9 protein-coding genes are annotated in these 13,207 nt (G+C 40.1%); 8 read left to right on the top strand and 1 reads right to left on the bottom strand.

Features of this window, described 5'->3' with window-relative positions:
- Position 1 precedes the first annotated feature (1 nt).
- The 8 genes from rplA to ACPF7B_RS09520 all read left to right on the top strand — a co-directional run bounded on the left by rplA (position 2) and on the right by ACPF7B_RS09520 (position 12,461).
- Entirely contained in the window at positions 2-691 is a 690-nt protein-coding gene (rplA, locus tag ACPF7B_RS09485; RefSeq protein ID WP_490505560.1) for a 50S ribosomal protein L1, read from the top strand.
- 184 nt (positions 692-875) lie between these two features.
- Entirely contained in the window at positions 876-1,385 is a 510-nt protein-coding gene (gene rplJ / locus ACPF7B_RS09490; RefSeq protein ID WP_490505561.1) for a 50S ribosomal protein L10, read from the top strand.
- Positions 1,386-1,456: 71 nt separating this feature from the next.
- Positions 1,457-1,828 (top strand): 50S ribosomal protein L7/L12, encoded by a 372-nt coding sequence (gene rplL, locus ACPF7B_RS09495; RefSeq protein ID WP_490505562.1) that lies wholly within the window; start codon positions 1,457-1,459, stop codon positions 1,826-1,828.
- A gap of 202 nt (positions 1,829-2,030) precedes the next feature.
- A complete protein-coding gene (gene rpoB / locus ACPF7B_RS09500; protein ID WP_490505563.1) occupies positions 2,031-6,161 on the top strand; it encodes a DNA-directed RNA polymerase subunit beta in 4,131 nt (1,376 codons plus the stop codon).
- 67 nt (positions 6,162-6,228) lie between these two features.
- Positions 6,229-10,338 (top strand): DNA-directed RNA polymerase subunit beta', encoded by a 4,110-nt coding sequence (gene rpoC, locus ACPF7B_RS09505; protein ID WP_490505564.1) that lies wholly within the window; start codon positions 6,229-6,231, stop codon positions 10,336-10,338.
- Between the two features lie 87 nt (positions 10,339-10,425).
- Complete coding sequence (nusB, locus tag ACPF7B_RS09510) at positions 10,426-10,872, top strand: transcription antitermination factor NusB (RefSeq protein WP_490505565.1); 447 nt, start codon at positions 10,426-10,428, stop codon at positions 10,870-10,872.
- Positions 10,873-10,995: 123 nt separating this feature from the next.
- A complete protein-coding gene (locus tag ACPF7B_RS09515) occupies positions 10,996-11,574 on the top strand; it encodes a superoxide dismutase (RefSeq protein ID WP_490505566.1) in 579 nt (192 codons plus the stop codon).
- Between the two features lie 119 nt (positions 11,575-11,693).
- On the top strand, positions 11,694-12,461 hold the full coding sequence (locus tag ACPF7B_RS09520) for a tRNA threonylcarbamoyladenosine dehydratase (protein WP_490505567.1): 768 nt from the start codon (positions 11,694-11,696) through the stop codon (positions 12,459-12,461).
- A gap of 16 nt (positions 12,462-12,477) precedes the next feature.
- On the opposite strand, the gene ACPF7B_RS09525 is transcribed toward ACPF7B_RS09520, so the two are convergent.
- Positions 12,478-13,191 carry a hypothetical protein gene (locus ACPF7B_RS09525; protein WP_490505568.1) on the bottom strand — a complete coding sequence of 238 codons (714 nt, stop codon included), beginning with the start codon at positions 13,189-13,191 and terminating at the stop codon, positions 12,478-12,480.
- Between the last annotated feature and the right edge of the window lie 16 nt (positions 13,192-13,207).

The following is a 13,207-nucleotide window of genomic DNA, read 5'->3' on the forward strand; positions in this document are numbered from 1 at the left end:
CATGGCTAAATTAACGAAAAAGCAAAAAGCAATTCTTGAGCTGATTGATTCAAACAAAGTTTATACTTTAGATGAAGCTGTTGAAGTATTGAAAAAAGTTCCTGCGGCTAAATTTGAGGAATCTTTTGATGTGTCACTTAATTTAGGTGTTGATCCACGTAAATCAGACCAAGTAGTTCGTGGTGCAACAGTTATGCCAAATGGTACTGGTAAAGATGTTCGTGTTGCAGTTTTTGCGCAAGGCGCAAATGCTGATGCAGCTAAGGCGGCAGGTGCTGATGTTGTTGGTTTTGAAGATCTCGCTGAAAGCATGAAAGGCGGCGATTTAAATTACGATGTGGTGATCGCAACCCCCGATGCAATGCGTGTTGTTGGTCAATTAGGTCAAGTATTAGGTCCAAGAGGCTTAATGCCAAATCCACGCGTAGGGACAGTGACTCCAGATGTTGCGACAGCGGTGACAAACGCAAAATCTGGTCAAGTACGTTTCCGTACAGATAAAGCGGGAATCATTCATTGTTCGATCGGAAAAATGAATTTTGATACTGAAAAGCTTCGTGGTAACTTAAAAGCGTTAATTGCAGAAATTACTCGCTTAAAGCCTGCTTCGGCGAAAGGTATTTATATTAAGAAATTAACAGTAGCTTCAACAATGGGTCCAGGTATTGTTGTTGATTTGGCTTCAGTATAAAAAAATAACTTATCTTTTAATTTTTAATTAAAGGTGAGTCTAAGACCGTAGATGCATATTAATGCTTAATTGCGCAAGCTGTCTACGTAGACGGTAGTTCTAAGTTAGAGATACCGTAGGGCCAAGCAAAGTATTGCTTGGGTTTATAAGGGGTAAGAAATTACCAATAATGTAAAGGTGAAAAATGAGTTCTTTGCAAAGTAAACAAGAAGTGGTTCAAGAGATCAATGGGTTAGCTAATGGTGCTCACTCACTCGTTCTTTCTGAATACCACGGGCTTACGGTAGCTCAGATTACATCTCTTCGTAATGCGGCTCGTGCAGCTAATGTTGATGTCCGCGTTGTGAAAAATACATTAGCAAGACTCGCGTTAAAAGAGACGCAATTTGAGGAAGCGATTCCTAGTCTTGTTGGGCCAATTATCATGGCTTTTTCTATGAATGAAGAAGATCCAGTAGCTGGTGCACGTGTTATTCACAATTTCCTTAAGGAAAAAGCGAACGAGAAGTTAGTTGTTAAAGCAATTGCACATGATGGTGAAGTTCATGACGGTTCTGCATTGAAAGCAATCGCTTCTCTCCCAACGAAAGAAGAAGCAATTTCAATGTTCTTGGCTGTATTGAAAGCGCCAGTACAAAAACTTGCAGCAACATTAGCATCTGTAAGAGACAAAAAAAGCGCAGAAGCAGCTTAATTTTAAATCTTATAGAAAGTATAGAATTATTAATTAATCGAAATTTAAAGATAATTTAGGAGTTAACTATTATGGCAATCTCACATGAAGATATCCTTAATGCAATTGAAGAGATGAAAACAGCAGAAGTTATGGAATTAATCTCTGCAATTGAAGAAAAATTTGGCGTAACTGCAGCAGTAGCTGTAGCTGCTGGTCCAGCAGGTGATGCTGGTGCTGCGGCTGAAGCTCAAAGCGAGTTTGATGTTGTTATGACAGCAGCGGGCGACAAGAAAATTAATGTTATCAAAGTTGTTCGTGGAATCACTGGTCTTGGCCTTGGTGATGCTAAAGCACTTGTTGAAGGTGCTCCAGCAACAATTAAAGAACAAGTATCTAAAGAAGAAGCTGACAAAATCAAAGCTGAGCTTGAAGAAGCTGGTGCAACTGTTGAGCTTAAATAATCATCTTTTGATTGAAGGAGTGACTTTTGCATGACCTAATGCGTTTAGGCTTCTTTGATTGAAAAATGACTGTAAAAGGCTAGGGGGACTCCCTAGCCTTTACTAGCTTATATGAAAATATTTCGAGCGTATAAATTAGGCCTTTTAGGTCAAAGGATTAATTTATATGTTTACAATCCCCATCATTATGAGGAAATACTGCATGGCATACTCGTTCACTGAAAAAAAACGTATTCGTAAAGATTTTGGTCAACAGATCGAAGTACAAGAAGTTCCCTTTTTACTCGCAACTCAGATAGACTCCTATCGTTCCTTCCTTCAAGATAATATTCCTCGTAAAGACCGTAAAGATCAGGGTCTTAATGCAGCTTTTAAATCTATTTTCCCAATTGAAGCAATCAAAGCAAAAACAGCAACTTCTAATGGATTTAGACTTTCATTAGAATATGTGGACTACCATATTGGTGAACCAGAGTTTGATGTGCGTGAATGCCAAATGCGCGGAACAACTTATGCGGCATCTCTTCGTATTGGAATGCGCTTAAAAATTTCGGATCTAGAAACGGGTGAAATTAAAGAGATCCGTGAAGCGGATATTGATCAGTTTGGTCGAGGTGGTGTTTATCTAGGTGAAATTCCTTTAATGACCGAAAATGGTACGTTTGTAATTAACGGAACCGAGCGTGTAATTGTATCTCAGCTTCATCGATCTCCTGGCGTATTCTTTGATCATGATAAAGGAAAGGGGCATTCATCAGGAAAGCTTCTTTTCTCCGCACGTATCATTCCATACCGTGGTTCATGGATGGATTTTGAGTTTGATGCGAAAGATTTAGTTTACGCACGTATCGACCGTCGTCGTAAATTGCATGCATCAATTATTTTAAAAGCGCTCGGTCTTTCAGATACTGAAATTTTAGCGGAATTTTTTGAAACAAATACTTTCAAAATTAAGAAAGACAAATTGTTCTTAGTATTAGTTCCTGCTCGTTTGCGTGGCGAGATGGCCGCTTTTGATATTAAACTCGATGGTGAAGTTCTCGTAGAGAAAGGCCGTAGAGTAACTGCACGTCACGTTAAAAAGTTGGAAGAAGCAAATGTAAGTGAGCTTGAGGTTCCATTTGACTATTTGGTTGGACGTGTTCTTTCTCAGGATATTCTTGATGAATCTACTGGTGAACTTATTGCGCTTGCAAACGATATTGTTACTGCCGATATGCTTGAAAAATTTGTCGCATATGGTATCGATACCGTCCCTGTTCTATTTACGAATGATGTTGATCGAGGTTCATATATTTCAGATACCTTGCGTGCAGATACAACTAAAAGTCAATTAGAAGCTCAAATTGAAATTTACCGCATGATGCGTCCTGGCGAGCCGCCTACAAAAGAAGCAGCAGAGAGTCTATTTTCAAGCCTTTTCTTCTCACCGGATCGTTATGATCTCTCAGCAGTTGGGCGCATGAAGTTTAACCGCCGTTTAGGTCGTGACTCTGATACTGGGGAAGGCACCCTTTCGAATAAAGATATTCTTGATGTATTGAAAGAGCTTATATCGATTCGTAATGGTCATGGACAAGTAGATGACGTTGACCATTTAGGTAATCGCCGTATTCGTTCAGTCGGAGAGATGGTAGAAAATGTTTATCGTATTGGTCTAGTTCGTATTGAGCGTGCGGTAAAAGATCGTCTTCTTATCGCTGAAGCTGAAGGCTTAACGCCGCATGAACTGATTAATGCAAAACCGGTTGCTGCGGCTATCAAAGAATTTTTTGGTTCATCACAATTGTCACAATTTATGGACCAAAATAACCCGCTATCAGAGGTTACACATAAACGTCGTATCTCTGCATTAGGGCCTGGTGGTTTAACGCGTGAACGAGCAGGCTTTGAGGTTCGTGACGTCCATGTCACTCACTATGGTCGTGTATGTCCGATCGAAACTCCTGAAGGTCCGAATATCGGCTTGATTAACTCATTATCAAGTTATGCTCGCACAAATAGTTATGGTTTCTTGGAAACGCCATATCGTAAAGTAGTCAATGGTCGCGTTACAGACCAAGTGGATTATCTGTCAGCATATGAGGAAGCGAGTTTTGGTATTGCGCAGGCGAATGCGAAACTTGATGAAAATGGTGAGTTTACCGAAGATTTAATTTCATCTCGTGTCGAAGGTGAGTTTACAGTTTTAACAAAAGATCAAATTAGTTATATGGATATTTCGCCTAAACAGATTGTATCTGTTGCGGCAGCTCTTATCCCATTTCTTGAACACGACGATGCGAACCGTGCCCTCATGGGGTCGAACATGCAACGACAAGCAGTTCCTACATTGAATGCTGATAAACCATTAGTAGGTACCGGTATGGAGCGCATCGTTGCACGTGATTCAGGTGTCTGTGTAGTGGCAAAACGCGGTGGGGTTGTTGATTATGTCGATGCAACTCGTATCATTATCCGTGTTAACGATGAAGAAACGATTGTTGGTCAATCAGGTGTTGATATTTATAATCTTACTAAATATCAGCGCTCAAATGCGAATACCTGTATCAATCAGAAAGTCCTCGTAAAAGAGGGAGATATCGTCTCAAGACAAGATATTCTCGCGGACGGCCCATCAACAGATTTAGGTGAGCTAGCGTTAGGTCAAAATATGTTGGTCGCGTTCATGCCATGGAACGGGTACAACTATGAAGATTCTATCTTGATCTCTGAACGTGTTGTAAAAGAAGAACGTTTTACAACGATTCATATTGAAGAGTTAACATGTGTTGCGCGTGATACAAAATTAGGGCCTGAAGAGATTACTTCAGATATTCCAAATGTATCCGAATCTGCGCTCTCTAAATTAGATGAAGCGGGAATTGCATATATTGGTGCGGAAGTTAAATCAGGCGATATTTTGGTGGGTAAAGTTTCTCCAAAAGGTGAGACAACACTAACACCAGAAGAAAAATTACTTCGTGCAATATTTGGTGAGAAAGCGTCTGATGTAAAAGATAACTCGCTCCGTGTTCCTTCAGGAATGGATGGAACTGTCATTGATGTTCGCGTCTTTACTCGTGATGGTATCGAAAAAGATAGCCGTGCTAAAGAGATCGAAGAGCGTGAATTACGTGGTGTACGTAAAGATCTTAATGATCAATTGCGTATTCTTGAAGATGACCTTTTTGCACGTGTTGGTAAAAATCTTGTTGGTGCGGAAGTTGTTGCTGGAAATAAAGGTATTAAAGCCGGTGATAAAATTACTGATGAATTTTTACAAGGCATTGAGCGTGAAAAATGGCTTGATCTAAAACTGAAATCAGAAGAACAAGCAGAAGAGTTAGTGAAGCTCAAGAAATTACTTGAACAACAACGTAAAGATTCAAACAAGAAATTTGAAGAATTGCGTGAGAAGTTGACTCAAGGTGATGAGTTGGCGCCTGGTGTTCTTAAAATGGTTAAAGTTTACCTTGCAGTTAAACGTCGTATTCAGCCAGGAGATAAAATGGCGGGGCGTCATGGTAACAAAGGTGTTATTTCAATGATTGTTCCAGAGGAAGATATGCCATATATGGAAGATGGTACGCCTGTTGATATTTGTTTGAATCCACTTGGGGTTCCATCACGTATGAACATCGGCCAGATTCTCGAAACTCATTTAGGTTGGGCTGCACATGGTCTCGGCTTGAAAATTGATAAAATGATTAAATCTCATGCAAAAGCGAAAGAACTCCGTAGTTTCTTAGATGAGATCTATAACAAAGATGAAAGTGCACAAACGATTGATTTCAAAAAATTCAGTGATGACGAGATTATTGAATTATGTGGCAATCTCCGCAAAGGTGTTCCGATGGCGAGCCCTGTATTTGATGGGGCTTCTGAAGAGGAAATGCGTCGTATGTTGCGCCTTGCAGATCTTCCAGAGTCAGGTCAAATTACCCTTTATGATGGTCGTACGGGCGATGCTTTTGACCGCCCTGTAACAGTTGGCTTTATGTATATGTTGAAATTGAACCACTTAGTTGACGATAAAATGCACGCACGTTCAACCGGTCCATATTCACTTGTGACACAGCAACCATTAGGTGGTAAAGCACAATTTGGTGGCCAGCGTTTCGGAGAGATGGAGGTGTGGGCACTTGAAGCTTATGGTGCTGCCTATACACTTCAAGAGATGCTAACAGTGAAATCGGATGATGTTGCTGGACGTACAGCAGTGTACAAAAACATTGTGAATGGTGAACATAATATTGAAGTGGGAATGCCGGAATCCTTTAATGTACTGATTAAAGAGATCCGTTCTCTGGGTATCGATATCGATACGGTTAGCGATGGAGATGATGAGTAAACATCTCTCCCTTGAATTAACTGTGTCGAAAGAGACATTTCTTTGAATATAGATTGGAAGATAACGAATGAACTTATTAAATTTATTTAAGAATGAAGATAAAGGCGGTTTTGATGCGATCAAAATTGGTCTAGCATCCCCTGAGAAAATTCTTAGCTGGTCTTATGGTGAAGTTAAGAAACCAGAAACAATTAACTACCGTACATTTAAGCCTGAACGCGATGGCCTTTTCTGCGCCAAAATTTTCGGACCTGTGAAGGATTATGAGTGTTTATGTGGTAAATATAAACGCTTAAAACATCGTGGTGTTGTGTGTGAAAAGTGTGGCGTGGAAGTTACGCTCTCAAATGTTCGTCGTGAGCGTATGGGACATATTAGTCTTGCTTCACCGGTTGCGCATATTTGGTATCTGAAATCATTACCAAGCCGTATTGGTTTACTGCTTGATATGACCCTTCGTGATATTGAAAAAATTCTATATTTTGAATCATTTGTGGTAATTGAGCCAGGATTGACACCGTTTGAGCATGGTCAAGTATTGACAGATGAAGAGTTCCTTGATGCGATCGAGGAGTATGGTGATGAGTTTGATGCTCGGATGGGTGCAGAAGCTGTATTAGAGCTGTTAAAAGCGATCGATTTAGAAGAAGAAGCATCTAGACTTCGTGAAGAATTACAAGAGACTCGTTCAGAAACGAAATTTAAGCGTCTTTCAAACCGTTTGAAACTAGTTGAATCATTTATTGCGTCAGGTAACAAGCCTGAATGGATGATTTTAACTAACTTGCCGGTATTACCACCCGATTTACGTCCATTAGTTCCACTCGATGGTGGACGCTTCGCGACTTCAGACCTCAATGATCTTTATCGTCGTGTGATTAACCGTAATAATCGTTTACAACGTTTACTAGAGTTAGAAGCGCCCGATATTATCGTACGTAACGAAAAGCGTATGCTCCAAGAATCTGTCGACTCTCTTCTTGATAATGGTCGTCGTGGCCGTGCAATTTCAGGGGCTAATAAGCGCCCATTGAAATCACTTGCCGATATGATTAAAGGGAAACAAGGTCGTTTCCGTCAAAATCTTCTTGGTAAGCGTGTAGACTATTCAGGACGTTCTGTAATTGTGGTTGGACCAACACTTCGTCTCCATCAGTGTGGTTTGCCGAAACAGATGGCACTTGAGCTTTTCAAACCTTTTATCTTCTCTCAACTGATTCAACGTGGTATCGCAACAACAATTAAAGCTGCAAAACGTATGGTGGAGCGTGAAGTGCCGGAAGTTTGGGATATTTTAGAGCATGTTATCACAGAGCATCCAATTTTATTAAACCGTGCACCAACTCTACATAGACTAGGTATTCAAGCGTTTGAGCCAGTGCTTATCGAAGGTAAAGCAATCCAGTTACATCCATTAGTATGTACAGCATTTAACGCTGACTTCGATGGTGACCAGATGGCGGTACATGTTCCATTGTCAATTGAATCACAGCTAGAAGCGCGTGCATTGATGATGTCATCAAATAATATCTTATCACCGGCAAATGGTGAGCCGATCATTGTTCCATCTCAGGACGTTGTATTAGGGCTTTACTATATGACGCGTGAGCGTTTGAATGTGAAAGGTGAAGGCCGAATTTTTGCAAATAGTGCAGAGGTACATCGTGCTTATGTATTAAAAGAAGTAGATGTTCATGCGAAAATTTCTGTTCGTTTACCTATCCATATGTTTGAAGATGCGCAAGAAGGCGAGATGTACCGCCGTGTTGAATCAACAGTTGGACGCATTCTTTTAACGGATATTCTACCTAAAGGCTTACCATTTTCAGAAATCGATAAGGTTTTAACGAAACGTGAAATTTCAAATCTGATTAACAGCTGTTATCGTCGTTTAGGTCTTAAAGATACGGTTATATTTGCTGATAATTTGATGTACACAGGTTTCTATTATGCGATGCGTTCGGGTTCATCGATCGGTTACGAAGATATGGTGATTCCGCCGCAAAAACAAGCAATCATTGAAAAGGCAGAAGCTGAAGTAAAAGAGGTGCAATCACAATATTCGCAAGGTCTTGTGACGAATGGTGAGCGTTATAACAAGGTGATCGATATCTGGTCTCGTACGAATGAAGAAGTTGCGAAGACGATGATGAGTAATCTTGGTAAAGATGAAGTTGTCGATGAAAAAACGGGTGAAAAAGTAGAACAAACATCATTTAACTCGATCTTTATGATGGCTGACTCAGGAGCTCGTGGTAGTGCCGCACAGATTCGTCAGCTTGCTGGTATGCGTGGTCTGATGGCTAAACCAGATGGTTCAATCATTGAAACACCAATTACCGCAAACTTCCGTGAGGGCTTGGACGTTCTTCAGTACTTCGTATCAACGCATGGTGCTCGTAAAGGTCTTGCAGATACGGCACTTAAAACTGCGAACTCAGGTTATTTGACTCGTCGCCTTGTTGACGTTGCGCAAGACTTAGTAATCGTTAATGAAGATTGTGGTACCACAGATGGTCTCTTGATGACACCAATTGTTGAGGGCGGGGACATTGTTGAGCCGTTACGTGACCGTGTATTAGGGCTCGTTGTCGCCGAAGATGTCTACGTTCCAGGAACAGATGAAGTATTATTTGAAGCAGGCACTTTATTAGATGAAGCGGCGGTAGATCTTCTTGATGAAAAAGGTGTCGATGAGCTAATTGCACGTTCAGCGATTACATGTAAGAATCGTCATGGTTTATGTGCGAAATGTTATGGCCGTGATCTTGGTCGTGGACATTTAGTTAATCCAGGAGAATCTGTTGGAGTTATTGCTGCACAATCCATCGGTGAACCAGGAACTCAGTTAACGATGCGTACCTTCCATATCGGGGGAGCGGCTTCAGGTTCGGCGGCAGTTTCAAATGTTCAGGTTAAAACAAAAGGTACATTGAAACTTGTTCGTATGAAAACAGTACGTAACAAAGACAATAACCTTGTGTCAACATCCCGTTCTGGTGAGTTAATCATCATGGATGAATTTGGACGTAACCGTGAGCGCTATAAAGTACCTTATGGTGCAACAATTGTTGTTGATGAAGGCGGCGCTGTTGAGATTGGGGATATCGTTGCAACTTGGGATCCACATACAATACCAGTTATTGTTGAGGTATCGGGTTTTGTGAAATTTGTTGATTTTGAAGAAAATATCAATGTTCAAAAACAAACAGATGATGTCACAGGTCTTTCAAATCTAATTGTTCTTGATTCTAAACAGCGTAATACTGGTGGTAAACGCCCATCAATTTTCGTTGTCGATGAAGCAGGTAATGAATTGAATATCCCAGGTACCGATGTTACAGCAATGTATACACTTCCTGTCGGGGCGATTTTGAACCTTAATGATGGTGATAAAGTATCAATCGGTGATCCATTAGCACGTATTCCACAAGAATCATCGAAAACTCGTGATATTACCGGGGGTCTTCCTCGAGTTGCTGACTTGTTCGAAGCACGTCGTCCTAAAGAAGCAGCTATCCTTGCTGAGAAGACAGGTATCGTAAGCTTTGGCCGTGAAACAATGAGTAAACAGCGTCTGATTATTACTGATTCAGATGGTATTGCACACGAGGAACTCATTCCTAAATGGCGTCATGTGAATGTGTTTGAAGGCGAGACTGTTGAAAAAGGGGAAATTATTGTAGATGGTGAGTTAAGTGCACATGATATTCTCCGTTTATTAGGGGTGAAAGAGCTTGCAGCTTACTTAGTGAAAGAGATTCAAGATGTTTACCGCTTACAAGGGGTGAAAATCTCTGATAAACATATCGAAGTCATTATTCGTCAGATGCTCCGTAAAGTAGAGATTCTTGAGTCGAATGATAGTTCATTTATTAAAGGTGAGCAGGCTGAGTATGTGGCGGTTCTTGAAGAAAATGATCGCTTAGAGGCAGAAGGCAAAGTACCTGCAACTTATCAGCCAATACTCCTTGGTATTACTAAAGCCTCACTTGCAACGGATAGCTTCATTTCTGCGGCATCGTTCCAAGAGACAACTCGTGTGTTAACAGATGCATCGATTCGAGGCTTAAAAGATCATCTTCGTGGTCTAAAAGAGAACGTTATCGTAGGACGCTTAATTCCTGCAGGTACTGGGCTTATTTATCATGAAGAGCGTCGTAATGCTGCTAAATAATGGCTAACCCATTGTTAAATATGTAATTGATATAAGCGCTCCTTTTGTGGGAGCGCTTCTCATTTCTAATACTAGAGAGGAAGTAGCGTGTCTGTTTCAAAACGAAAATTTATCACCTCAAGAAAATCTGCAAGATTTTTTTTAATTCAAGCGCTTTATGAGTGGCAAATTGCGCAAAGCTCATTAGCAGAGATTAGTGCAAATATTGCCGATAATCAACAGTTTGCAGATGCAAATAGTGAATATTTTCATGAGATTTTGCAATATATTACCCAGCATCGTGGTGAATTGAATGCTGCTGTATCACCTTATTTAGATCGTGACATTGAGCAAGTAGATCCTATTGAACGCTCAATTTTGTGGTTAGGCGCTTATGAACTTGAAAAACAGCCGGATATCCCATATAAGTCTGTTATTAATGAGGCGGTTGAGCTTGCAAAACAGTTTGGCGCTGAAGGTAGTCATCGTTACGTTAATGGGGTTCTTGATAAATTGTCCAAAAATATTGAATTACGCAAAGTTGAGCGCTCATAACTAATATAGTTTTTTTGTGAGTTTGCATAATTTTCAGAAAGAGACGGGCGATAACTTGTGTTAGATCAAGATAAAGCCTAAAATTGATAGAGTAATCTATTTTATTTTAATTGGAGGAAGTATATGTCATTTGAATTACCAAAACTCCCATATGCATTAGATGCATTAGCACCACACATTTCTAAAGAGACTTTAGAGTATCATTATGGTAAGCACCATCAAACCTATGTAAATACTTTAAATACTTTGATTGAAGGCACAGAGTTTGCAAATTCGACGCTTGAAGAGATCATCTTAAAAGCTAGTGGTCCAATGTTTAACAATGCGGCACAAGTATGGAACCATACTTTTTACTGGGAGTCATTAAAACCACAAGGTGGTGGTGCAGCGACGGGTAAAATTGCTGAAGAGATCAATAAAAAATGGGGATCTTTTGAAGCGTTCCAAAAAGCATTTGATAAATGTGCAATTGGTACATTTGGCTCAGGATGGGCATGGCTTGTGAAAAACAAAGATGGCTCTATTGATTTAGTATCAACTTCAAATGCCGCAACACCTTTAACTGAAGGTCAAACGCCGCTTTTAACGTGTGATGTTTGGGAGCATGCTTACTATATTGATTATCGTAATAGCCGTCCTAACTACCTCGAAAATTTCTGGGCGTTAGTGAACTGGGATAAAGTCAATGAGCGTTTAGCATAATCTAATTTTTTGATTAGATTATGATGAAAGGGGTACTTTAAGTACCTCTTTTTTTATCTAAAATTTCTCAACAATTCAGGCATAATAGCTACTAATAAAATCAGTAGAAGGATCAAGCAATGGAATTATTACCACAAGATTATGAACGTCGTTTTTCAACGTTGAGTCGACTCTATGGTGATGATGGATTGCAACAGTTACAGAATAGCCATGTTGTTATTATCGGTATCGGCGGTGTCGGCTCTTGGGCTGCTGAAGCTTTAGCTCGCAGCGCAATTGGCGAATTAACATTGATCGATTTAGATAATATCGCTGAGAGTAACATTAATCGCCAAATTCATGCACTTAGCTCAACAATTGGCGTGTCAAAAGTTGAAGAGATGCGCCGGCGTATAGGGATGATTAATGATCAATGTGTGGTACATGCTATTGAAGACTTCTTATCAATCGATAATCTAGAGGAATATCTCTCTATACCCCGAGATAAGCATCTTTGGGTGATTGATGCAATGGATGAAGTGAAGGTTAAAGCTGGCTTAATTGCCTATGCTCGTCGCAATAAGCTCAAAATAATCTCCACAGGAGCGGCCGGAGGCAAGATCCGTGCAGAGGATCTATTGATAGATGATATTAATAATACATATCATGATCCATTGTGTGCCCGTTTAAAGACAATTTTACGCAAAGATTATCATTTCCCTAGCTCTCCTAAGAAGACAGGTATTCCGATTGTTTTTAGTAAAGAGAATAGTCCCCGTAAGAAAAATTTGAGTGGCGGGCTCAATTGCCAAGGTTACGGTTCTGTGATTACAGTGACGGCGACAATGGGCATGCTTGCTGCAAGTTATGTCATTAATAAAATTACAGCAAGCCTTCAATCTCAATAGTGTTATCGCGCAACCTTTAAAGGTTGCGAGTTGATATTGGTAACTCTTTCACGCCATTTTTGTAAAGAGGTTGTAATACTTTTTCATTAAATAAGTTGGGTGAAATATATTGAACAATCGAGCGGTATTCCCCTTTTTGATCGATAGTAATATCGATACCTTTATTGGGATAGAGGTAATGAATCGCGCCGGTGAGTTCTTCTTGTAGTTTTATTGGGTTATCCCCAAAACGCCCCAATATAACTGTCTCGTCAAGAGAAACTGCCATCGGTATAAAAGCAATACTATGAATAGTATTTTGATAAAAACGATGATGTAAATCGCTTGGAATTTCATAAACGGTTTTAGTATTCGAGGCTTTTTTTCCTGCCTCTAAAAGGCCGAGTGTTTCATCAATTTGAGAAGGTGAAACATTGAGAGTGAAAGGAATTCGTGCAGTGATGCCACCAATATGGGTTTCACGAATATAGCCTTCAAGTTGATATTTCCCATTCTCTTCAAAGAGCGAGAGATCAAGACGATTTCCCAAAACGTTAATGAGATCATCGAGTGTTGATTCATTTAATGTCAGAGTGAAAACAGAGAGCGAGTTTGGCGTTGTTTCAACGACCCAAAATGGTTCTGTTTTTACATTTCCTTGCGCTGGAGGCATAAATAATGGTTGTGCAAAATAGGCAAAAATAGCAATAAAGAGAACTATCGCACCAATTCCCCAATAGTTTCGTTTCATAAAGGTTCCTTTTAAT

The sequence above is a fragment of the Ignatzschineria sp. 22MB058224 genome, from assembly GCF_058188435.1.

Coding starts and splice junctions, on each gene's coding strand:
- ACPF7B_RS09520 (WP_490505567.1), top strand. CDS start 11,694: ATGGAATTATTACCACAAGATTATGAACGTCGTTTTTCAACGTTGAGT.
- rplJ (WP_490505561.1), top strand. CDS start 876: ATGAGTTCTTTGCAAAGTAAACAAGAAGTGGTTCAAGAGATCAATGGG.
- rpoC (WP_490505564.1), top strand. CDS start 6,229: ATGAACTTATTAAATTTATTTAAGAATGAAGATAAAGGCGGTTTTGAT.
- ACPF7B_RS09525 (WP_490505568.1), bottom strand. CDS start 13,191: ATGAAACGAAACTATTGGGGAATTGGTGCGATAGTTCTCTTTATTGCT.
- rplA (WP_490505560.1), top strand. CDS start 2: ATGGCTAAATTAACGAAAAAGCAAAAAGCAATTCTTGAGCTGATTGAT.
- rpoB (WP_490505563.1), top strand. CDS start 2,031: ATGGCATACTCGTTCACTGAAAAAAAACGTATTCGTAAAGATTTTGGT.
- rplL (WP_490505562.1), top strand. CDS start 1,457: ATGGCAATCTCACATGAAGATATCCTTAATGCAATTGAAGAGATGAAA.
- ACPF7B_RS09515 (WP_490505566.1), top strand. CDS start 10,996: ATGTCATTTGAATTACCAAAACTCCCATATGCATTAGATGCATTAGCA.